23 protein-coding genes are annotated in these 22,007 nt (G+C 68.9%); 11 read left to right on the top strand and 12 right to left on the bottom strand.

Features of this window, described 5'->3' with window-relative positions; genetic code table 11:
- Positions 1-56 precede the first annotated feature (56 nt).
- Positions 57-1,571: a glycerol kinase GlpK gene (glpK, locus tag AC6CID_RS00650; protein ID WP_033097074.1), complete on the top strand. Its 1,515-nt coding sequence runs from the start codon at positions 57-59 to the stop codon at positions 1,569-1,571.
- Positions 1,572-1,610: 39 nt separating this feature from the next.
- Here the strand turns inward: glpK and AC6CID_RS00655 are convergent, their stop codons facing one another.
- A complete protein-coding gene (locus AC6CID_RS00655) occupies positions 1,611-3,008 on the bottom strand; it encodes an NAD(P)H-quinone dehydrogenase (protein WP_019288536.1) in 1,398 nt (465 codons plus the stop codon).
- 211 nt (positions 3,009-3,219) lie between these two features.
- Between AC6CID_RS00655 and AC6CID_RS00660 the strand changes: the two genes are divergently transcribed.
- On the top strand, positions 3,220-3,690 hold the full coding sequence (locus AC6CID_RS00660) for a gamma-glutamylcyclotransferase family protein (RefSeq protein WP_006550151.1): 471 nt from the start codon (positions 3,220-3,222) through the stop codon (positions 3,688-3,690).
- A gap of 12 nt (positions 3,691-3,702) precedes the next feature.
- Here the strand turns inward: AC6CID_RS00660 and AC6CID_RS00665 are convergent, their stop codons facing one another.
- The 6 genes from AC6CID_RS00665 to AC6CID_RS00690 form a co-directional block, all read right to left on the bottom strand.
- The gene (locus tag AC6CID_RS00665) at positions 3,703-4,749 is read right to left on the bottom strand and encodes an ABC transporter ATP-binding protein (RefSeq protein WP_064060885.1); all 1,047 of its coding nucleotides are present in this window, start codon (positions 4,747-4,749) and stop codon (positions 3,703-3,705) included.
- The gene (locus tag AC6CID_RS00670) at positions 4,746-6,200 is read right to left on the bottom strand and encodes an ABC transporter permease (RefSeq protein WP_498353517.1); all 1,455 of its coding nucleotides are present in this window, start codon (positions 6,198-6,200) and stop codon (positions 4,746-4,748) included. The genes AC6CID_RS00665 and AC6CID_RS00670 overlap by 4 nt, the downstream gene beginning before the upstream one ends.
- A gap of 107 nt (positions 6,201-6,307) precedes the next feature.
- The gene (locus tag AC6CID_RS00675; RefSeq protein ID WP_247849357.1) at positions 6,308-7,351 is read right to left on the bottom strand and encodes an iron ABC transporter substrate-binding protein; all 1,044 of its coding nucleotides are present in this window, start codon (positions 7,349-7,351) and stop codon (positions 6,308-6,310) included.
- A gap of 71 nt (positions 7,352-7,422) precedes the next feature.
- Complete coding sequence (locus AC6CID_RS00680) at positions 7,423-8,580, bottom strand: M20 family metallopeptidase (RefSeq protein ID WP_006550147.1); 1,158 nt, start codon at positions 8,578-8,580, stop codon at positions 7,423-7,425.
- Positions 8,577-9,737, bottom strand: coding sequence for a M20 family metallopeptidase (locus AC6CID_RS00685; protein WP_006550146.1), 1,161 nt, complete (start codon positions 9,735-9,737; stop codon positions 8,577-8,579). Before AC6CID_RS00685 ends, AC6CID_RS00680 begins: the two co-directional genes overlap by 4 nt.
- Positions 9,738-9,815: 78 nt before the next feature.
- A complete protein-coding gene (locus tag AC6CID_RS00690) occupies positions 9,816-10,514 on the bottom strand; it encodes an enoyl-CoA hydratase/isomerase family protein (RefSeq protein ID WP_024101548.1) in 699 nt (232 codons plus the stop codon).
- Between the two features lie 66 nt (positions 10,515-10,580).
- Between AC6CID_RS00690 and AC6CID_RS00695 the strand changes: the two genes are divergently transcribed.
- Both AC6CID_RS00695 and AC6CID_RS00700 read left to right on the top strand, forming a co-directional pair.
- Positions 10,581-11,393 (top strand): purine-nucleoside phosphorylase, encoded by an 813-nt coding sequence (locus tag AC6CID_RS00695; protein WP_006550143.1) that lies wholly within the window; start codon positions 10,581-10,583, stop codon positions 11,391-11,393.
- Complete coding sequence (locus AC6CID_RS00700; protein ID WP_052227243.1) at positions 11,390-12,889, top strand: phospho-sugar mutase; 1,500 nt, start codon at positions 11,390-11,392, stop codon at positions 12,887-12,889. Before AC6CID_RS00695 ends, AC6CID_RS00700 begins: the two co-directional genes overlap by 4 nt.
- Before the next feature lie 54 nt (positions 12,890-12,943).
- Here AC6CID_RS00700 and AC6CID_RS00705 read toward each other — a convergent pair whose 3' ends face one another.
- Complete coding sequence (locus AC6CID_RS00705; RefSeq protein ID WP_050993426.1) at positions 12,944-13,645, bottom strand: MspA family porin; 702 nt, start codon at positions 13,643-13,645, stop codon at positions 12,944-12,946.
- A gap of 165 nt (positions 13,646-13,810) precedes the next feature.
- Positions 13,811-14,434, bottom strand: coding sequence for a uracil phosphoribosyltransferase (gene upp, locus AC6CID_RS00710; RefSeq protein ID WP_024101551.1), 624 nt, complete (start codon positions 14,432-14,434; stop codon positions 13,811-13,813).
- A gap of 112 nt (positions 14,435-14,546) precedes the next feature.
- On the opposite strand from upp, the gene AC6CID_RS00715 reads away from it, so the two are divergent.
- Genes AC6CID_RS00715 through AC6CID_RS00735 form a run of 5 tightly spaced genes read left to right on the top strand, consistent with a single transcriptional unit; the run spans position 14,547 to position 17,913 of the window.
- On the top strand, positions 14,547-14,882 hold the full coding sequence (locus AC6CID_RS00715) for a type VII secretion target (RefSeq protein WP_482127172.1): 336 nt from the start codon (positions 14,547-14,549) through the stop codon (positions 14,880-14,882).
- Complete coding sequence (locus AC6CID_RS00720; RefSeq protein WP_024101553.1) at positions 14,879-15,874, top strand: C40 family peptidase; 996 nt, start codon at positions 14,879-14,881, stop codon at positions 15,872-15,874. Before AC6CID_RS00715 ends, AC6CID_RS00720 begins: the two co-directional genes overlap by 4 nt.
- A 60-nt stretch (positions 15,875-15,934) precedes the next feature.
- Complete coding sequence (locus tag AC6CID_RS00725) at positions 15,935-16,249, top strand: hypothetical protein (RefSeq protein ID WP_064060890.1); 315 nt, start codon at positions 15,935-15,937, stop codon at positions 16,247-16,249.
- Complete coding sequence (locus tag AC6CID_RS00730; RefSeq protein ID WP_064060891.1) at positions 16,246-16,614, top strand: YbaB/EbfC family nucleoid-associated protein; 369 nt, start codon at positions 16,246-16,248, stop codon at positions 16,612-16,614. Before AC6CID_RS00725 ends, AC6CID_RS00730 begins: the two co-directional genes overlap by 4 nt.
- 60 nt (positions 16,615-16,674) lie before the next feature.
- Positions 16,675-17,913, top strand: coding sequence for a SatS C-terminal domain-containing protein (locus AC6CID_RS00735; RefSeq protein WP_006550132.1), 1,239 nt, complete (start codon positions 16,675-16,677; stop codon positions 17,911-17,913).
- Between the two features lie 143 nt (positions 17,914-18,056).
- Here AC6CID_RS00735 and AC6CID_RS00740 read toward each other — a convergent pair whose 3' ends face one another.
- From AC6CID_RS00740 to AC6CID_RS00750, 3 genes are read right to left on the bottom strand one after another with little or no spacing between them, the layout of a single operon-like run.
- Positions 18,057-19,142 (bottom strand): adenosine deaminase, encoded by a 1,086-nt coding sequence (locus tag AC6CID_RS00740; protein WP_006550131.1) that lies wholly within the window; start codon positions 19,140-19,142, stop codon positions 18,057-18,059.
- 56 nt (positions 19,143-19,198) lie between these two features.
- A complete protein-coding gene (locus tag AC6CID_RS00745) occupies positions 19,199-20,482 on the bottom strand; it encodes a thymidine phosphorylase (protein ID WP_452585487.1) in 1,284 nt (427 codons plus the stop codon).
- Positions 20,475-20,894 (bottom strand): cytidine deaminase, encoded by a 420-nt coding sequence (locus AC6CID_RS00750; protein WP_200358350.1) that lies wholly within the window; start codon positions 20,892-20,894, stop codon positions 20,475-20,477. Before AC6CID_RS00750 ends, AC6CID_RS00745 begins: the two co-directional genes overlap by 8 nt.
- A 253-nt stretch (positions 20,895-21,147) precedes the next feature.
- On the opposite strand from AC6CID_RS00750, the gene sdhC reads away from it, so the two are divergent.
- Positions 21,148-21,555, top strand: coding sequence for a succinate dehydrogenase, cytochrome b556 subunit (sdhC, locus tag AC6CID_RS00755; protein ID WP_071935442.1), 408 nt, complete (start codon positions 21,148-21,150; stop codon positions 21,553-21,555).
- Between the two features lies 1 nt (position 21,556).
- The gene (locus AC6CID_RS00760) at positions 21,557-21,997 is read left to right on the top strand and encodes a succinate dehydrogenase hydrophobic membrane anchor subunit (RefSeq protein ID WP_006550127.1); all 441 of its coding nucleotides are present in this window, start codon (positions 21,557-21,559) and stop codon (positions 21,995-21,997) included.
- Positions 21,998-22,007: the final 10 nt, after the last annotated feature.

Here is a 22,007-nt window from a genome sequence, read left to right on the forward strand (position 1 = left end):
AGCGCGCAGCGGAAGCGTTGCCGAACCGAGCCGTCCCCTTCACCCGAGGATCACCTGTGAACCAGTTCATCGCGGCGATCGACCAGGGCACCACGTCCAGCCGGTGCATCATCTTCGACCACGACGGGCGCATCGTCTCGCTCGCGCAGAAGGAACACCGCCAGTTCTTCCCGCGGTCGGGATGGGTCGAACACGACCCGGAAGAGCTGTGGCTCAACACCCGTGAGGTGGGAGCCGCGGCGCTTGCCAAAGCGGATCTGCGACGCAACGACGTCGCGGCGATCGGCCTGACGAACCAGCGCGAGACCACGGTGGTGTGGGACCGCACCACCGGAAAACCGGTGTACAACGCGATCGTCTGGCAGGACACCCGCACCGACAGGCTCGTCGAGGAGCTTGCCGGCGACGCCGGGCCCGACCGCTACCGCGAGATCACCGGACTACCGCTGTCGACCTATTTCGCCGGACCGAAGGTGCGGTGGATCCTCGACAACGTCGACGGTGCCCGAGAGCGCGCCGAGGCCGGCGACCTCGCGTTCGGCACCATCGACAGCTGGATCCTGTGGAATCTCACCGGTGGTGTCGGCGAGGAGGGTCAGCCACCCGGACTGCACATCACCGATGTGACCAACGCGTCCCGGACGCTGCTGATGAATCTCGGGACACAGCAGTGGGATCCGGCGATCTGTGCCGAACTCGGCATCCCGGAGTCGATGCTGCCGGAGATCCGCAGTTCGTCGGAGGTGTACGGGCACGCCCGCGAGCGCGGACCGCTCGCCGGGGTCCCGGTCGCCGGCATCCTCGGCGACCAGCAGGCCGCGACCTTCGGCCAGGGCTGCCTGTCCCCCGGCGAGGCGAAGAACACCTACGGCACCGGCAACTTCCTGCTGCTCAACACCGGCACGACCCCGGTCCGCAGCGAGCACGGCTTGATCACCACCGTCTGTTATCGCATAGGTGACGCCCCCGCGGTCTACGCCCTCGAAGGTTCGGTGGCCGTGACCGGTTCGCTCGTGCAGTGGCTGCGCGACAATCTCGGGTTGATCCGGTCCGCCGACGAGATCGAAGCGCTCGCCACGAGCGTCCCCGACAACGGCGGGGCGTATTTCGTGCCGGCCTTCTCGGGATTGTTCGCGCCGCGCTGGCGACCCGACGCCCGCGGCGTCATCGCCGGCCTGACGCGCTTCGTCGAGAAGGGCCACCTCGCGCGGGCGGCGCTCGAGGCGACGGCCTACCAGACGCGGGAGGTCATCGAGGCGATGAACGCCGACTCCGGGGTCGACCTGCGCACCCTCAAGGTCGACGGCGGCATGGTCGCCAACGATCTGCTCATGCAATTCCAGTCCGACATCCTCGGTGTGCCGGTGGTACGACCCACCGTTTCCGAGACCACCGCACTCGGCGCCGCCTACGCGGCCGGTCTCGCCGTCGGCTTCTGGGAGGACGAGGAGGACATCCGCCGCAACTGGACCGCGGACCGCACGTGGGAGCCGGCGATGCCGGTCGACGAACGCGAGCGCCTGTTCGGCGAATGGAACAAGGCGGTCGAACGCACCTACGACTGGGCCTGAGCAGGGCGGGATCGCCGCGAATCCCGCCCCGTCCGGTGCCTAGTCCAGATCGTCGTGGCGCATCAGCTGGCGGGCGGCCTCGGTGACCGATCCGCTCAGCGACGGGTAGACCGAGAAGGTCTGCGCGAGGTCGTTGACCGACAGGTTGTTCTGCACCGCCAACGCTATGGGAAGGATGAGCTCGGACGCGGTCGGGGCGACGACCACACCGCCGATGACCACACCGGTCGCGGGGCGGCAGAAGATCTTCACGAAACCGCGCCGCAGGCCGGACATCTTGGCGCGCGGGTTGGTGTTGAGCGGGAGCATGACTGTGCGGGCGGGCACCTCGCCCTTGTCGATCGTCGCCTGACTGACACCGACGGCGGCGATCTCGGGACGCGTGAACACTGCGGCCGCAACGGTTTTCAGCTTGATGGGGCTCACGCCTTCGCCGAGCGCGTGGTAGATCGCGATGCGGCCCTGCATGGCCGCGACCGACGCGAGCGGCAGCAGTCCGGTGCAGTCGCCCGCGGCGTAGATGCCGGGGACGGCGGTACGGGAGACGCGGTCGACGGGAAGGTAACCGCCCCGGTCGAGTTCGAGCCCGACCCTGTCGAGACCGAGATCCCGGGTGTTGGGCACCGAGCCGACGGTCATCAGCACATGGCTGCCCTCGACGATGCGGCCGTCGGCAAGGAGCACGCGGACGCCGTCCTCGGTGCGTTCGACCCGGTCGGCGCGGGCGTGCTTGACGAGGGTCACACCGCGCTCGGTGAGGACGTCCTCGAGCACGAGAGCCGCGTCCTCGTCCTCGTGCGGCAGGATCCGGTCGCGGCTCGACACGACGGTGACCTGCACGCCGACCTCGGTGTAGGCGGAGACGAACTCGGCGCCGGTGACACCCGAACCGACGACGACGAGGTGCTCGGGAAGCTTCTCGAGGTCGTAGAGCTGACGCCAGGTGAGGATCCGCTCACCGTCCGGCTCCGCGCCCGGCAGGACACGCGGGCTCGCGCCGGTGGCGATCAGCACGACGTCGGCGTCGAGCACCTTTTCCTCGCCGGTCAGCAGCTTGGCGCGCACCTGATGGGCGGCCATGCCGGGCTGCGCGTCGACGAGTTCGCCGTAACCGGAGAACAGCTTCACCCCGGCGGCCTCGAGCTTGGTGCGGATGTCGGAGGACTGCGCGCGGGCGAGGCTCTTCACACGGCCGTGCACCTGCGGCAACGACACCTCGGCACGGTCGAGTTCGATGCCCAGGTCGGCGGCGCGGCGCATGTCGGTGCGCACGCCGGTCGAGGCGATGAAGGTCTTGGAGGGGACGCAGTCGAAGAGCACGCAGGCGCCACCGATCCCGTCCGAATCGATCAGTGACACCGTCGCGCCGTACTGGGATGCCACCAGCGCCGCCTCGTATCCTGCGGGGCCGCCGCCGATGATGACGATCCGGGTCATTGTTCTCCTCTGTATCGATTCCGAAGGGTGCCGGGTCGGGCTGCACGTGAGCGCCTGGTGGGCACACACGTGGTCTCAACGCTATGCCAATGCCCCCACCTCGCGCACAGGGACCGGTGGACCCGGCACGCAACGGCCCCCCGATACTCCTCGTCCGTCCCTGCGCCGCCCCTCCGACGACTCCGGTGGACGACGGGTTAGCCTTATCCTCGTGCCGATCTACGCCGCCTACGGGTCCAACATGCATCCGGAGCAGATGCTGACGCGCTGCCCGCATTCGCCGATGGCGGGAACCGGGTGGTTGCACGGTTGGCGACTGACCTTCGCCGGCGCCGACATCGGCTGGGAGGGCGCCCTCGCGACGGTCGTCGAGGATTCGGACGCGAAGGTGTTCGTCGTGCTCTACGACGTGCCGGAGGACGACGAACGCAGCCTCGACCGCTGGGAGGGAGCCGAACTCGGTTTCCACCGCAAGATCCGCGTGCGCGTCGACACGGCCGACGGTCCGGTCCTCGCGTGGCTGTACGTCGTCGACGGATACGAGGGCGGCCTGCCGTCGGCACGCTATCTGGGCGTGATGGCCGACGCGGCCGAGATCGCCGGGGCCCCCGCCGAATACGTTCGGGATCTGCGTACCCGCAACAGTCGCAATGTGGGTCCGGGGCGTCCCGACGGCTTCTAGACGCCGGCCTTCCTACCCTCCGGGATAGAAGGGCACCGGTCGCCGGACGCTCACCGTCACCGGGTCGCCCGCCTGCAGACCGTGCAGGGTGGTGCACAGGGCACGGACGGCGATTCCCATCCCCTCGACCCGCACTTCGCTGTGTGCGCCGCCGAATGCCGTGTCGCGCACAGTGAACGATCCGGCAGCAGGGCACTTCGTCGGCGCTGCCCCGACTTCGATCTGTTCCGGTCGCAGCAGGACGCGACCCACGCCGTGTCCGGGTGAGACGAGCTGAACCTTCCCGAGCGGGGTCTGCGCGCAGTCGCCGAACGCCTCGGCCTCGAGTACGATCGCCTCCCCCACGAACTCGCCCACCGCGACGGATGCCGGCCTCCCGTAGACCTCCTCGGGCGAGCCCACCTGGGCGATCCGGCCGTCGAGCATCACCGCCAGCCTGTCGGCCATGGCCAAGGCCTCCGTCTGGTCGTGGGTCACGAGCACCGCCGCGACCGACTGTTCGCGCAGCAGCGTACGGACATCCGCGCGCAGACTCGCGCGCAGACCGGCGTCGAGCGCGCTGAACGGCTCGTCGAGCAGGACCACGGACGGTCGCGGTGCCAGTGCACGAGCCAGAGCGATCCGCTGCTGTTGCCCGCCGGAGAGCGCGCTCGGCTTACGGTGCCCGACTCGCGGAAGACCGACGAGATCCAGTAGTTCCTCGACCCGGCGTCGATGTTCCTCCCGCGCACCTCCGCGCCACGGCCGGTTCGCTCGCCCCAGACCGTAGCCGATGTTGCGCGCCACGTTCAGATGCGGGAACAACGCGCCTTCCTGCGGCACGAGGCCCACCCCGCGACGTTCGGGTGGCACGTCGGTCACGGTCACGTCGTCTACGGAGACCCGTCCCGACGCTGCGGGATGCAGCCCAGCCGCCACTCGCAACAGCGTGGTCTTGCCGCCACCCGACGGTCCGAGGACGGCGAGCAGATCGCCGCGCGGCACGTCGAGGGTCACATCGGTGACGACTTCGGCGGCGCCGTATCGCGCGGATACATTCTCGATGGTCAGACCGGTCACTCTTCGCCTCCACTTTCCGCGCCGACCCGGCCGCGCAACAGACGTCCCAGCACGAGCGACGGCAGTGCCGCGATGAGGACGAGGATTACCGCATAGGGTGCTGCCGAGCCGTACGCGAGGGTTTCGGTATGTCGCCACATCCCAGTCGCGAGCGTGTCGTGCCCGATGGGGACGAGCAGCAGCGTCGCAGGCAGTTCCTTGGCGATGGTCAGGAATGCCAATGCCGCACCGGCGACCACGCCGGGTGCGGCGATCGGGATCGTCACCCGCAGTCCGGTGAGCAATCGTCCGGAACCGAGAGTCGCGGACGCATCTTCGAGACCCCGGGGGATCGCGGCGATTGCCGCATGGATCGACCCCACCGCGAGAGGGAGGAACAGGACCGCGTAGGCGATCACCAGCATCGGGGTCTGCTGGTACCACTGCGGGAGCAGTCGGATGCCGAAGAACACGAGCGCCAGACCGACGGTGATGCCGGGCAGCGCGAAGCCGATGTAGGCGGCGCTCTCGGTGAAGCGGGACAATCGGGAGTGCGACCGTGCGGCGTAGATGCCCACCGGAAGTGCGAGCACCGTGGTCAGCAACGCACCGAGCGCGGACACCCACAGAGTGTAGGTGGTGGCGGTCCAGATACCGGACCAGTCGACCGCGATCTGCTGTGACCTCCACAACCAGCGGGCCAGGCCCGCGACCGGAACTCCCACGCTCACGACGAGCAGAGCGACGAGGAAGCCGATCGCCGGCCATCGCCGTGAGCCGAGCATCACGGGTTCGGCCGTGCGCGCGGTACCGGATCCGATCCGCGCGGTGGCGCCGCGGCGCGCGCTCCGTTCGGCGACCGTCAGCACCACGGCGATCGCGACCAGCACGAGGCCGAAGACAGCGGCGGGCGTGCGATCGAGAAGTCCCCGGTAACTTCCGTAGATCGCCAGGGTGAACGCTTCGTAGCGCATCAATGCGACGGCGCCGAAATCGCTGAGCGTGTAGAGCGCGACGAGCAGTCCGCCCGCCGCCGCGGTCGGCCAAACCTGCCGCAAGGTGACGGTGAGGATGGCGGTCAGCCGGGACCGGCCGAGAGTGCGGGCCACTTCCTCGAGCCCCGGGTCGGCCGAGGCGAGTGCCGCCGCCACAGGCAGATAGACGTAAGGAAAGGACGCGCAGGTCAGGACGAGGGCAGCACCGACGAAACCTTCGAGCGCGGGGAACTGGGCGATCCAGACGAAGCCCGACACGTACGAGGGGATCGCCAAGGGCAGACTCAGGGCCAACGCGAACCAGCGACGGCCGGGGAGATCCGTGCGGGTCGTCAACCATGCGGCGGCGAGCCCCAGGATCAGGCATGCCACCGTGACCGTCACGGCGAGCGCGCCGCTGCGCCACACCAGTTCGAGAGTGCGTGGACGGAACACGAGCGAGACGACCCGTTCGGGTCCGTCCGCGAACGCGCGCATCACCAGGTGCGCGACGGGTGCGAGCGCGAACACGGCAACACCCAGCGCGGCCGTGGCAAGGATCGGCCGGCCGCGTCGGGTACCGACGCGCGGCGTCGCGAGGGTGATCAGATGAATTCCAGTTCCTGCAGGAGCGCCTGTGTTTCGGCCAGGGACGCCAGTTCGGCCAGTTCGATGTCGGAGGTCCCGATCTCGGAGAGCGGGCGCAGGTCGGTCTGGGTTTCGGTCCCCTCGACGACCGGATACTCCGCGGTCTCGTCGGCGAAATAGGTCTGCGACTCGGGCGAGAGCAACGCTGCCACGAACTGCTCGGCCTGCTCGCGCTGGTCGGTAGTGGCGAGCACCGCGGCGCCGGCGATGTTCACCAGGGCACCGGGATCGCCCGCGTCGAAGAAGTGGAGCTGCACGGCAAGGTTGTCGGCGCCCTTCTCGTCCGCGAGCCCGTACCAGTAGTAGTGATTGGTGAGGCCGAGGGTCACCTGGCCGGTGTCGACGCCCTCCATGAGAGGTCCGTTGCCTTCGAAGGCGACCGGTTCGTTGGCCTTGAACGCCTCGAGCCATTCGCGGGCACCGTCCTCGCCCCGGGAGACACGGAGTCCGGTCACGAACGACTGGAACGACGCATTGGTCGGCGCGAAGCCCACCTGGCCCTTCCACTTCGGGTCGAGGAGCCCGTCGATTCCGCTCGGCAGGTCCTGCGGCTGCACCTTGTCGTCGTTGTAGACCAGGACGCGAGCCCGTGCAGAGGTGGCGACCCAGGTGCCGTCCTCCGCGCGGTAGTTCTCGGGCACCTGATTCGTCACACTCGCGGGCAGCTGCTCGAGCAGACCCGAACGGTCGAGCAGACCGAGCGCGCCGGCATCCTGGCTGAAGACCACATCGGCGGGCGATGCGGCACCTTCTTCGACGAGCTTGCCCGTGATCTCCGGCGTGCCGCCGTAGACGACGTCGATCGGGAAACCGAGAGTGCCTTCGAGTTGTTCGACGAGCGGGCCCACCAGGTTCTCGCTACGCCCGGAATAGAGCGTGAGCGCCTCCCCGTTCGAAGCGTCCGGGGTGGTATCGCCCGAGCCGCTGTCGCTGCACGCGGCGAGAACGGCGACGAGCGCGGCTGCCGTCAGCCCTGCGCCGATCCGGTGTCGAAGGGACATTGATTCCTCCTGGTATGGGTGAGCTCACACATCCTACCGTTCAGGTAAGCCTGAGCTTACTTCGGACTGCGTCACGCAGCGCCGAGAACCAGATTCGTCATCACCCGCACACCCACGGCCAGCGCCCGCTCGTCGAGATCGAAGGTGGGCTGGTGGATGTCGAGTTCGGGCCCGACCCCCGGCCATACCCCGAGCCGCCCCATGGCGCCGGGGACGTGTTCGAGATACCACGAGAAGTCTTCTCCCCCACCGGATTGTGGGGTGTCCGCGAGGGCGTCGGGGCCGGTCGCGCGGATCGCGTCCTCGAACATGCGGGCCGACACCTCGTCGTTGACCACCGGCGGCACGCCGCGGCGATAGTTCAGTTCGTAGCTGACACCGGTGGGCGCGAGCAGACCGTGCACGATCTCGCGGACCATCGGTTCGAGCAGCTGCCAGGTGTCGTGGTCGCCGGTGCGGACGGTGCCCGCGAGCATGCCGGTGCGCGGGATCGCGTTCGGTGCCTTGCCGGCGCTGACCGCACCCCACACCATGACGGTGCCGGTGCGCGGATCGATGCGACGGCTGAGCATGCCGGGAAGACCCGTGATGACGGCACCGAGGCCGTAGACGAGATCGCCGGTCAGGTGCGGCCGGGAGGTGTGCCCACCGGGTGAGTCGAGGACGAGTTCGACAGTGTCGGCCGCCGAGGTGATCGCCCCGACCCGCATACCGACCTTGCCCGCCTCGAGACGCGGGTCGCAGTGCAAGGCGAAGATTCGCGCGACCCCGTCGAGTCCGCCCGCCGCGACGACGTCGAGCGCCCCGCCCGGCATGACCTCCTCCGCGGGCTGGAAGACCAGCCGGACACCGATCGGCAATTCGGGCATCGAGGCCAGCGCCAGACCTGCACCGAGCACGACGGTGGTGTGGGCGTCGTGCCCACACACGTGCGAGACACCGGGGACGGTGGATTCGAACGGCAGGCCGGTGGCCTCCTGCATCGGCAGGGCGTCCATGTCTGCACGCAGGGCGATGCGCGGTCCGCCGGTCGGACCGAGATCGCAGATCAGGCCGGTGCCGCGAGGCAGGACCTTCGGCTCCAGTCCGGCCGCGCGCAGGTGCTTCGCGACGAACTCGGTGGTGGCGTACTCCTGCCGGGCGAGCTCGGGATTCGCATGGATGTGACGGCGCCAGAGCGAGAGGTCCTCGGTGTGGCGGTCCAACCACTTCTCGACGTAGGGGTTCATCGACGGCCGGCCTGTTCGAGGAGCCGTGCCCGGTGGACCGGATCGGTCGCCGCGCGTACGGCGGTCGCTGCGAGCGCACGCGCTCCGTCGAGTACTGCCCGATCGGCCGACTCGGTGACACACGCGGCCGCGAATGCAGCCTGATGTGTCACCGCGCCACCGGAGTCGAGTCCGATGACCGGATGGATTCCCGGCACCACGTTCGTCACGTTTCCCATGTCGGTACTGCCCAGGGGGCGCGCTCCTTCCTCCTCGACGGGCAGCGGTCGGCGCCCGAGATCGATGATCTCCTCACGATATGCCTGCACCAGCCACGGATCGGGAGTGAGTTCGGTATAGGTCGGCGAGACCGTCCGGATCCGGTGGTTGCATCCGGTGGCCAGCGCCCCGGCGGCGAAGCAGTTGCGTGCGCGGTCGACGAGGTCGTCGAGGAGTTCGCTCGTCCCGGCCCGCAGGTAGTACAGCAGTTCGGTGTGGCTGGGCACGATGTTCGGTGCCGTCCCGCCCTGCGCGACGATGCCGTGGATCTGTTGCCCGGGATGCAGGTGCTGCCGCAGCAGTCCGACCGCGACCTGGGCGACGGTCGCAGCGTCGGCAGCGTTGAGCCCGTATTCGGGGGCCGCGGAGGCGTGCGCCTCGCGGCCGTCGTACTCGACGGCGATGTCGGCGAGGGCGAGCGACGTCGCCCCGGTGATGTCGAACGGGCCGGGATGCACCATCATCGCCGCACCGACGCCGTCGAAGACGCCGCGTTCGAGCATGAGGACCTTGCCGCCGCCGGTTTCCTCCGCGGGGGTTCCGACGACGCGGACGGTCACGTCGAGTTCGTCGGCGAGCGCAGCGAGACCGATCCCGGCGCCCACGGCCGACGCCGCGATGATGTTGTGGCCGCACGCGTGCCCGATGCCCGGCAGTGCGTCGTACTCGGCGCAGAACGCGAGGACGAGTTCGCCGCTGCCGAACCGCGCATCGAAGGCGGTGGGCAGGTCGGCGATGCCGGTGGTGACCTCGAAATCGTGGTCGCGCAGCACCTCGACGATCTTCGCGGCGCTCCGGTGTTCCTCGAACGCGAGTTCCGGTTCGGCATGGATGGAATGCGACAGGCCGACGAGGGTGTCGGAAGCAGCCTCGATCGCCGTGGCGTAGTCGGTCGTCACGGGGTCCAGTCTGTCATGCTCACCGCGTCCCGATCGATCGGCGCGTACGACCGGTTCGTCGACTTCGCGGCGGGGCGATCAGCCGAACCGGAAGTTCGACGCGTCGGTCCGGATCTCCAGTGCCGAGATCAGCGGCGCGTGCAGACCGCGCTTGATACCCGACAGATTCGGCCCGCGGGTGGCGGTGAGCGCCGCTGCGCGCTCGACCGCCGTTGAGAGCACGGCGTCACCGGTGACGGCCTGCTCGGCGATGCCCGCGGCCACGGCGTCCTCACCGCCGTAGCGACGGCCGGTGGTGATGGCCTCGACCGCCGTCTGGATCGGCAGGCGGGAACGGATCAGCGCGGACATCCCGACGGTGAACGGCATGTTCAGCTGCACCTCGGGCAGACACCAGTAGCCGCGGTCGCCGCGCATCACCCGGAAGTCGTGCACGAGCGCGAGCATCGCGCCGGCACCGAAGGCGTGCCCCTGCACGGCCGCGACCGTCGCCGCCGGGAAGGTGAGCAGCCGCACATAGAGGGCGTGGACGGAGTCCAGATAGCCCGGCAGATCCGGCAGGTTCGCGCCGACCCAGTCGATGTCGAGTCCGTTGCTCCAGAACTTTCCGGTCGCCGCGGTCACGAGGGCGGCGGGTCCGTCGTGCGCTTCCACCTCGTCGAGGAGGGAGTGGATCGCGGCGAGACGATCGGGGTGGAACCGGTTCTCGGAGACCTCCGCGTCACGGTCACCGAGATGCAGGACGAAGACGTCGCCGTCACGTTCGAGGTAAGGCATGCGCGTCAGCATACCGCGCCTACTTACCCACGAGTAACAAGCTGTGAGCGATTAGGGTCCGATGCCATGGGAGAACCCGATCACGTCTTCGACCCCACCGCGGCCGCCGACGCCGCAGCCGCCGCTCTCGCCGAACGGACGGGGGTCGCCGAACACTCCGTCGCCGTCGTCCTCGGGTCCGGCTGGCGGGCCGCAGTCGAGAGTTTCGGCATCCCCGTCGCCACGATCCCGATGAGCGAGCTGCCCGGCTTCGCACCGCCGACGGCGGCAGGGCATGCCGGGAACATCCACTCCGTGCGCGCCGGTGACAACGCCGTCCTCGTCCTCGCCGGCCGCATCCACGCCTACGAGGGGCACGACCTCGCCCGCGTCGTCCATCCCGTGCGCACGGCAGTCGCAGCGGGTGCCCGCACCGTCGTCCTCACCAATGCGGCGGGCGGCATCGATCCCGAGTTCTCCGTGGGACAACCGGTTCTCATCTCGGACCACCTCAATCTCACCGGTCGCTCGCCGCTGGTGGGTGCCCAGTTCGTCGACCTCGTCGACGCCTACTCGCCGGATCTTCGTGCACTCGCCTGCGAGATCGATCCGTCGCTGCGCGAAGGGGTCTACGCCGGTCTGCCCGGGCCGCACTACGAGACCCCGGCGGAGATCCGGATGCTGCGCACCCTCGGCGCCGACCTCGTCGGCATGTCCACGGTCCACGAGACCATCGCGGCGCGCGCGGCCGGAGCGCGCGTGCTCGCGGTCTCGCTGGTGACCAACGCCGCGGCCGGCATCACCGGCGCTCCCCTCGACCACACCGAGGTACTGGCCGCGGGTCGTGCGGCCGCGACCCGGATGGGCGATCTTCTGCGCGATCTGGCGGCCCGGCTGTGACGCTGCGATTCGGCACCGCGGGGTTGCGCGGCCCGGTCGGCGACGGACCGGACTGCATGAACGTACCCGTCGTCGTCCGCACCACCGCCGGACTCGCGGCGTGGCTCGAGGCGAACGGGCAGGGCGACGGCACCGTCGTCGTCGGCCGCGACGCCCGTACGGGCTCGGCGGAATTCCACACCGCCGCGGCAGAGGTTCTCGCCGCGGCCGGCTTCGAGGTCGTCGCCTTCGGAGAGCCGCTCCCCACCCCGGTGACCGCCTTCGCGGTACGGGCGCTGGGCGCCGTTGCGGGCGTGCAGATCACGGCATCGCACAATCCCGCCGCCGACAACGGGTACAAGGTCTATCTCGCCGACGGAGCGCAACTGGCCGCACCCGCCGATCGGGAGATCGAAACGGCGATCGACGCCGTCGGTTCCGCCGCGGACGTGCCCCGGATGCCGGTCGCGCCGTCGGGTGACGACCTCGTCGACCGCTATCTCGCCCGGGTCGCGTCGCTCCCCCGCTCACCGCACCGAGGCATGCGCATCGCCCTGACGGCACTGCACGGTGTCGGCGGCGAGACGGCAGTCGCGGCCCTGCGTTCCGCGGGATTCGACGACATCCACGTCGTGGCGTCCCAGTTCGCACCCGACCCGGCGTTTCCCACCGTCGCCTTCCCCAACCCCGAGGAACCGGGCGCAACAGAGGCTCTGCTCGCGCTGGCGGCCGAGGTCGACGCCGACATCGCCCTGGCGCTCGATCCCGATGCCGATCGTTGCGCCGTCGGTGTCCCGGGCCCGCGGGGATGGACGATGCTGCGCGGCGACGAGACCGGGGTCCTGCTCGGCGACCGGATCCTCGCGTCGTCACCGCCCGGCTCACTGGTCGCGACCACCATTGTCTCGTCGACCATGCTGGGGCGACTCGCTACCGCACGCGGCGCGCGATATGCGCAGACGCTCACGGGTTTCAAGTGGCTCGCCCGCGCCGGTGACGGCCTCGTCTACGCGTACGAGGAGGCGATCGGGCACTGCGTCGATCCGGACGCTGTGCGCGACAAGGACGGCATCGCGACCGCCGTAATGGTCGCCGACTACGCGGCCGATTTGAAGCAGGCCGGCCGGACACTGCTCGACGCACTCGACGACCTGCATCGCGAACTCGGTGTCCACGTCGGCGATCAGGTGTCGATCCGCGTCGACGACCTACAGCGCATCGGCACCGTGATGACGCGACTGCGTGCGGAGCCGCCGACGACCCTCGCGGGTCTGGAGGTGACCGCGACCGATCTCGCCGAGAGCCCGGGACCGATGCACACCGACGCTCTCGTCTTCGAGAGTCGCGAGGACGTCGCGGGCGGGCCGAGGGTGCGCGTGGTGGTGCGCCCCTCGGGCACCGAACCGAAGCTCAAGGTCTACCTGGAGGTGGTCACGGAGCGGGACCGCCCGGCCGCGGAAGCGATACTCGACGCCCTGCGCGGATGGGCGGCCTCGCTCGGTGACGAGAACCCCTGACCCGGCCGGATCCGGCCGGGTCAGGACCCGATTCGATCAGACCTGCTGCCGCAATCAAACCTGCTGCGGCACACCGTAAGTGACGACGGTGTTCCGGTCGGCGGTGACAGCCTTCAGGTACGGACGGATCATCACCGGCCCGATGGCTCCCGAGACCGAGCCATGCACGCCGGCGATCCGGATGGTCGTCGAGCTGCCGTCGAACTCGAAGCCCTCGACGATCGGGACGGACGTGATGCCGCCCGGCTCGAGCGGGATCTCGATCTCCTGGGACGGGATGATGTCGCCGCTGAGCGAACCACCCGCCTCCAGGCCGAGATCGAGCGAGGCACCACCTTCGTTGTCGAGCGAGAGGCCGATGGCCGCACCGTTGTCCACACCCCAGGACAGGCTCGGAGTGATGACGGTGACCGTCGCCCCCGGCAGCGCGACCGGGTAGCCGACCTGGAAACCGACCTCCACCGCCGTCCCGACGAAGTTCGCCGCGTTCGGACCGGTGATCCGAACAGTAGCAATCTCGTCGTGGAAGAACTCGACACTCAGCGGTGAGCTGTCGAGCGGCGGCACCGACTGTGTCGAGGTGTCGGCCTGGATCACTTCGATCGCGTGCCCTCCGTCCAACGGGAGGATGCGCGAGTTGTCGACAGCGGCCGCAGCCGTGCCGTGACTCGTCACTGCGGCGAGGACGGCGACCGCGCCCACCGAAGCCGCTCTGACACTTCCACGAATCAGATTGCGGGAGAAGATTCTTGCCATTCCGCCGACCCCATCTCTGGCTGTACCTACGCAGTGGACTTCACACGGAGCACACCGAGCGTAAGAAGAAATCGAGACCTGCGGGTTGTTTTTCGATAACGAGATGACTGCGGTCGGGTGTCACATCCGTACCGTCAGTCACACGAGTAACACACGACGTGCGGTTTATCGCGGCCCGAACTGCCTGTCCCCCGCATCGCCGAGACCCGGCACGATGTACTTGTTCTCGTTGAGACCTTCATCGACCGACGCCGTGACCAACCGGACCGGATGACCCGAGGCAGCAAGGGCCTCGACGCCCTGCGGCGCCGCGACCACACAGATCGCGGTGATATCCGTGGCACCGCGCTGGGCGAGGATGTCGAGGGTGTGCACCATCGACCCCCCGGTCGCGAGCATCGGGTCGAGCACGAAGACGGGAAGACCCGACAGGTCCTCCGGCAACGACTCCAGATAGGGCACCGGCTCGAAGGTCTTCTCGTCACGAGCGAGACCGACGAAACCGACCTGCGCCTGGGGAATCAGGGCGTGGGCCTGTTCGACCATGCCGAGGCCGGCGCGAAGAACCGGGACGAGCAGCGGAGGCTGCTGCAACCGTACCCCCGTCGTCACCGCGACCGGCGTCTTGACGTCGAACGTCTCGGTGGGCGCATCGCGCACCGCCTCGTAGACGAGCATCTGGGTGAGCCGCCTCAACGCGTGCCGGAAGGCAGCGTTGTCGCTGCGTTCGTCGCGAAGGATGGTCAGGAGCGAAGCAGCGAGCGGATGGTCGACGACGAGCGAATCCATGTCCGAAGGATAGAACGACGGAACCGATCGGCAGTCGGGTGCGTCGAACCAGGCAGGGACGGAACCCTCCGAAGGTGCCGAATCCCACATCAACGACGCGAGAGGCGACGAGGTGACCGAGAACTCCGGTAGGGACGCGTTACGGATCGACACGAGTGCCGTCGGGAGGTTCGGCGACGACGCCGTCGAACTCGCCGCGCGCCTGCACGAGGCCGCCGAACAGACACGGCACGGCGACCCCTCGGCGCTGAGCGCCGCACTGGGTCCGATCGGGGCACCCGTGCTCGCCGCTCTCACCGCGACCCACTCCGCGCACGTGCGCGATCTCGGCCGGCTCGGCGACCTGCTCGGCGGAATGGGAGACGCCGCGAAGGCCTCCGTGGCCGCCTACGAGCACACCACCGACGACACCGCCGCACGACTCGACTCCGTCGTGGAGTCACTGTGATCGGAGGGGATCTGCTCGTCGCTCCGCTGACCGGCCTGCTCGACGCGTTCGGCACCGCGCTGCCACCCGGCGTCGATCCGGGCGAGATGGTGCGCATCGGTGCGCAGTGGGCCGAGGAGGTACATGCGACCGGGCGCGACGCCGTCGCCGAGCTCGCCTGGGCCTGGGGTGGCCCGGCCGCCTCGCAGGCGATCGCGAGTGCCGAGCAGGTCCTCGCCGACGTCCTCGCGGCGGCCGATCGTGGGTCGGCACTGGCCGGGATCGCGCTCGAGGCGACCGTCACGGTGGTCACCGGTGCGGCCGAGATCGCTCGTCTCGTCGACTCGTTCGTCACCTTCGCCGAGCAGGCCGCACCCGCGACGTCGCTTCCACAGGGGCAGCTCGCGCTCCTCGCAGTGGCGATCGACCACCTCGTCGCCGGGCTGGACGTGCTGACACAGGTGACCGGAACGCTCGCGGAGCTGACCGATCGGGCGTCCGCACTCCTTCCACCCGAGCCCTCCGCTCCCCCGATCGACTCCGGTCACCATCCCGGCCCCGACCCGGCCGGCGACGAGCCACGTTCGCTCCACACCTTCGGTGGAGGGCTCTCGACGGGCGTGGAGGTGCGGCTTCCGGACGGCAGCGTCAGCCTGGCACCGAACGAGACCGCTGCGGCAGCGGTGCGTCACGCCCTCGCCCAGCAGGGCACCCCGTACGTGTGGGGCGGCACGAGTCCCGGCTCCGGCCTCGACTGCAGCGGACTGACGCAGTACGCCTACGCGCAGGCCGGGGTCGAACTGCCGCGGTTGGCCCAGGAACAGGACGTCGGCACACGGGTGGATCCTGCGGCCGCCCTGCCCGGAGACCTCGTCGTGTGGGACGGGCACGTGGCGATGGTGGTGGGCAACGGCCTCATGGTCGAGGCGGGCGACCCCGTCTCCGTGACGCCGATGCGCACCAGCAACGGTGGAATGGCCTTCCACGGTGTCTACCGCCCGACCGCCGGCTGATTCCGGAGAATCTCCGCACCGGGAGGGAACCGGCCGGGCTCGCGCTGCGTCCAACCCGATATGGACAGCACGACGACGGAACCGATCACGGCCACCGCCCACAACCGGGCCGGGACGATCTCGGTGCGCACAACGGACGGTGGACTACCCGTGGACCTTCGCATCGACCCCCGCGAGTTGCGTTACGGAGCACGGCAACTGGCCGATCAGATCCTCGCCCTGAACCGGCAGGCCGCTCTCGAGGCCGCGGTGGTCCGCGGCGAACGCCTCGCCGCCGAAGGTGTCCCCCGCGAGATCCTCGACCGGATGCGGCTGCCGTCCCGCGCCGACCTGGCGGACGGACCGACCGATCGTCGTGAAAGTCTCGTTCGATGAGCAAACCGATGGTGGAGGCGATCGTCGACCGAGCCCACGTCCGGCTCGATGCGCTCGAACGCACGGTGGAGAGGCTCGGCGCGGTCCGGGGCACCGCGAGCAGTCCCGACGGACGCGTGACCGCCCGTGTGGACGGTTCGGGAGCGCTCGAAGGACTCGAGCTGGCCGAGCCGATCGGCGGCACCGACCCCCGCGAACTGGCCGCGGTGATTCTCGCGACCGTGCACGACGCCGCACGGCAGGCCGCTGCCGCGCGCGTCTCCGCGATGGACGAGCTCCGCGCGGCCCTCGACGCGAGCGACGCCGGTCCGGTCGCCGTCGGTCACCACCCGGTCACCGTCGGCGACCGTCCGGTAACGCGATGAAACCGATAGCGAGCCGCCCCCGGCTATATTCTCGGCGCCGACATGGCTAGGCTTCGCGCCATGGCTGGAGACATCGTCCCGATCGAGCTCGGTCTCACCGACGGCAACCTCGTGACGCTCTGGGCGCCGCGCTGGCGCGAAGGCGACGACGAGTGGGAGGCATTCCTCGGCCACGGCGACGATCTGTACGCCTTCCCGTCGGTCCCCGAGCTCGTCGCGTTCGTGCGTTCGGGTGCCGACAACGACCTCGTCGAGCACGAGGCGTGGCCGATCGTGTCCAAGCTTGCGGCCTCGGAGTTCGAACCCGACGAACCGCACACCTACGACCTCGTCGGCGTCCCCGAACTCGTGGCCGACGATCCGGATCCCGTGTCGGTGTCCGAGCTGCAGGACACCTTCGACATCGTGAGCATCCTCGGCGACGTCTGCGATCTCGACGTCGTGACGAAGTTCTTCGAACGCGAGGAGATCGACCTCCTGTTGCAGCACGGTGTCTCGGCCTTCCGCACGCGTGAGGGCCTCGACCTGTGGAATCGCGTCGGGACCGCGGTCGCGCAGGACTGGGACGGCGTGATCGACGCGCTCGACGCCGTGATCTCCACTCCCGACGTCGATGCTGCCGTGGTCGCCGAGATCGAATCCGAGCTCGTCGCGGTCGACGAGAACGAGGTCGAGGCCGACGACACGGTCGAGGACGTCGACGCCGACGACGAGTACGAGTTCATCGACACCGATGACGAGGACGACGGCTACGAGTTCTGGGCCCGGGTCGGCATCGATCCCATCCGGATCATCACGACCGACGGCACCTGGTACTCGCTGCGGTGCTACGTGAACGACGACGCCGTCTTCCTCGGCCACGACGGCACGATCGACGTCTTCCCGTCCGAACGCGCGCTGGCCCGCCACCTCGCCGACAACCACGACCACGACCTCGCGACGCTCGAGCCGTACACGGAGATCCAGCTCGCCGCCGTCGACGGATCGCTCGACGTGACGGTCACCGACGACAACGTCTATGTGCTCACCGGGATCGCCGACGACATCGCTCAGGGTGTTGCGGCCGTCGACCCCGACCAGCTCGAACTCGCGGTCGAGTTGTTCGTCGACGCAGCGAACTTCGCGGACGACGACTCGACGGAGGCCGCGCTCGCCGCGTCCACGGAACTCGGCTGGTTCGTCAACCACGTGATCGAACCCGACTCGGGACGAACGGCACCCAAGCCGCCGTTCGACACCGAATCCCTCGCCTGGCGCGAGCTCGAGCGCGAGTTCGAAGCGCGACTGCGTCGGCACTGACGCGCGTCGCGTCGGGTCGGCACTGACGGCAGCTCCACTTGGGCACTCCGGCGCGCGAAGTGGTCACAAGAGCGCGTTGTAACGCGCTCCGATGACCATTTCCCGCCCCGCGCACCCATAGAGGTATCTGCGGGTCGCGGTCTCTACCCGACGAGGACGGCGTATCCAGGCTTGATGACGTCGTCGATCAGTTCCAGTCGCTGGTCGAACGGGAGGAAGGCCGACTTCATCGCGTTGATCGTGAACCGTTCGAGGTCGACCCAGCTGTAGTCGAAGGTCTCGACGAGCCGCACCATCTCCTGCGTCATCGTGGTGTCGCTCATCAACCGGTTGTCGGTGTTGACGGTGACGCGGAAGCGCAGGCGGGCCAGCAGGTCGAAGGGATGCTCGGCGAGCGTGCGCACCGCGCCGGTCTGCACGTTCGACGACGGGCACAGTTCGAGGGGGATGCGCTTGTCGCGGATGTAGTTCGCGAGCCGGCCCAGAGTGGCGGTTCCGTCGTCGTGCACTTCGATGTCGTCGACGATGCGCACACCGTGGCCGAGTCTGTCGGTGCCGCAGAAGGCGACCGCTTCGTGGATGGACGGGAGCCCGAACGCCTCACCGGCGTGGATCGTGAAGTGCGCGTTGGCCGCGCGGGTGTACTCGAAGGCGTCGAGATGACGGCTGGGCGGGTTGCCCGCTTCGGCGCCGGCGATGTCGAATCCCGCCACGCCGCGGTCCCGGAAGCGCACGGCGAGTTCGGCGATCTCCAACGAGCGTGCAGCGTGCCGCATCGCAGTGAGCAGGCAGCGCACCCGGATGCGACGACCACCGGCGGCCACCTCCGATTCCCCGGCTCGGAAGCCTTCGAGGACGCGCTCGACGACCTCGTCCAGAGACAGTCCCTTCTCCAGGTGCTGCTCGGGCGCGAACCGCACCTCGGCGTACACCACGCCGTCGTCGGCGAGGTCGAGGACGCACTCGCGTGCGACGCGTTCGAGTCCTTCTGCCGTCTGCATCACGGCGACGGTGTGCTCGAAGGTCTCGAGATAGCGCTCGAGCGACCCACTGTCGGCGGATTCGCGGAACCAGCGGGCGAGATCCGCTTCGGTGTCCGCGGGCAACGACCACCCGCACGCGTCCGCGAGTTCGAGGACCGTCCGGGGACGGAGTCCGCCGTCCAGGTGATCGTGTAGGACCACTTTGGGTGCGGTGCGAACGAGTTCGGGAGTCAGACGGCCGTTCATGATCGGGACGGTAGTCGGCGGCGGCCGGTTCCGCTCGGTCTCCGGCCACCGAGCCCCTACGCCCGGATCCGTTCGATCACGAGCGGCTGCCGAACGGGGGCCGTGTCGGAGATTCGGACACCGCCGCGGAGGGCGGCGAGCGCGTCGGGGATACGTCCCGGAGTGTCGGTGTGCAGCGTCGCGATCGGCTGCCCCGCGCGGACGCGATCACCGAGGACCGCGTGCAGTTCGATACCGGCCCCGGGCTGCACGTCCTGACCCTGCCGTTCGCGACCGGCTCCGAGCCGCCAGGCGGCGATACCGACCTTGTACGCGTCGAGTTCGGAGACCACCCCGTCCGCGTCGGCGTGGAAGGTCTCGGTGTGGGTCGCGACCGGCAACGGCGCCGCGGGGTCGCCGCCCTGGGCGACGATCATCGCGTTCCACCGGTCCATTGCGGTGCCGTCGCGCAGTCGGTCGGCGGGATCGACATCGTCGACACCGGCGGCGGCGAGCATCTCGCGGGCCAGGGCCAGGGTCAGCTCGACGACGTCGTCGGGTCCGCCGCCGGCGAGCACCTCGACGGCCTCCCGGACCTCGAGCGCGTTGCCCGCCGTGCGCCCGAGCGGGCTGTCCATGCGGGTGAGCAGGGCCGTCGTGGGCAGCCCTTCGTCGGTGCCGAGTTCGACCATGGTGCGCGCCAGCTCGCGGGCCTCGCCGAGTTCCTTCATGAAGGCGCCGCTGCCGACCTTCACATCGAGGACGAGGGCTCCGGTGCCCTCGGCGATCTTCTTGCTCATGATCGAGCTGGCGATGAGCGGGATCGACTCGACGGTCCCGGTGACGTCGCGCAGCGCGTAGAGCTTGCGGTCGGCGGGGGCGAGATCGGCACTCGCCGCGCACACGACCGCACCGACGGCCGGGTCGCTGAGGATCTCGGCGATCTCCGCGGTGGTCAGATCGGCCTTCCAGCCGGGGATCGCCTCGAGCTTGTCCAGGGTGCCGCCGGTGTGACCGAGACCGCGGCCCGACAATTGCGGGACCGCGACGCCGCAGGCCGCGACGAGCGGTGCGAGCGGCAGTGTGATCTTGTCCCCCACACCGCCTGTCGAGTGTTTGTCGACGGTGCGCAGGCCGAGAGCGGAGAAATCGAGACGACGACCGGAGTCGATCATGGCGGTGGTCCAGCGTGCTGTCTCGGCCCGACTCATGCCGCGGAACCAGACTGCCATCGCCAGGGCCGACATCTGGGCGTCGGAGACGATCCCGTGGGTGAACGCCTCGATGACCCAGTCGATCTCGGCGCCGGAGAGCTCGTGTCCGTCGCGCTTGCGGCGGATGACGGTGACGATGTCAGGCACGGCGGTCCTCGTTCTCCCGCACGGCCGCCAGATCGTCGGGGCCGAACGCGTCGGGGAGGAGCTCGCAGAGGCGACGCGGGCCACCCTGGGCGTCGACCTCGAGATCGCGACCGCCGTGTTCGAGGAGCACCTGCCGACACCGGCCGCACGGGGTCAGGACGTGGCCTCGGGAGTCGCAGACGGCGACGGCCCGCAGACGCCCTCCACCCTGGGCGAACAAGTTACCGACGAGTACACATTCGGCACACAGCCCCAGTCCGTGTGAGACATTTTCCACATTGCACCCAAGGACCATCCGACCGTCGACGGTGAGGCCGGCAGCCCCCACCGGGAACCCGGAGTAGGGGGCGTAGGCTCGACCCATCACCTCATGTGCTTTGGCGCGCAACATTTTCCAGTCGATGTCCGGCATGGTTCCCCATCCTGTCACGGTGGCGTGGACGACGATAGGCGACCCCCACTGCGCCAGATCACAGTTGGAAAGGCAAACCTAACTTCGCTTTTGGGGCCTGTACGAATGGCGCAGGAGATTGGTTCCCGAGTTTGGGATGGGTCTAGAGTCGATCCAAGTCGGTTCAGGTTCACGTCGGGCCCGTACTGCGGAATCCCCCACAGGTAGGAGCAGCTCGACGCGTCCACCATTGACGTTGGAGGCACAGCACTCGATGAGCAGCACGACTGAAGCCGCCCCCGCAAAGGCGGGGCGCACACGGTCGCTTTACCGGGGAGACCCCGGCATGTGGTCCTGGGTATTGCACCGGATCACGGGCGTGGCGACATTCTTCTTCCTTTTCGTCCACGTCCTCGACACCGCACTCGTCCGGGTCAACCCCGAGACCTACGACGCGGTGATCGATACGTACAAGAACCCGATCGTCGGCCTCATGGAGCTCGGCCTGGTCGCGATGGTCCTGTACCACGCACTCAACGGCCTGCGGGTCATGCTCGTGGACTTCTGGTCGAAGGGCCCGAAGTACCAGCGCGTGATGCTCTGGACGATCCTCGCGATCTGGTTCGTGGTGATGATCCCCGCGGCCGTTCGCATCCTCTTCAACACGTTTGCGGGGCACTGACATGACCGAAGCGAAGACTCTGGGTAAGGAATACGACCGGCCCGCAGGCCTCGACAACCCGCGCACGCCGCGGCGTGCCGCGAAGAACAACTTCGAGCTCTACGCCTGGTTGTTCATGCGCCTGTCCGGCCTGGCCCTGATCATCCTGGTCCTCGGTCACCTCTTCATCATGCTGATGCTCGATGACGGCGTGCACCGCATCAACTTCGCGTTCGTCGCAGGCCGCTGGTCCAGCCCGTTCTGGCAGTTCTGGGACCTGTCGATGCTGTGGCTCGCACAGCTCCACGGCGGTAACGGTCTGCGCACCGTCATCGCGGACTACGCACGTAAGGACTCCACCCGGTTCTGGCTCAACACGATCCTCGTCGTGTCGATGATCCTGATCATGGGCCTGGGCACCTACGTGATCTTCACCTTCGACCCGAACATCACGGCGAGCTAGGGGAGCCGAA

It is taken from the genome of Rhodococcus sp. GQ147 (assembly GCF_059759155.1).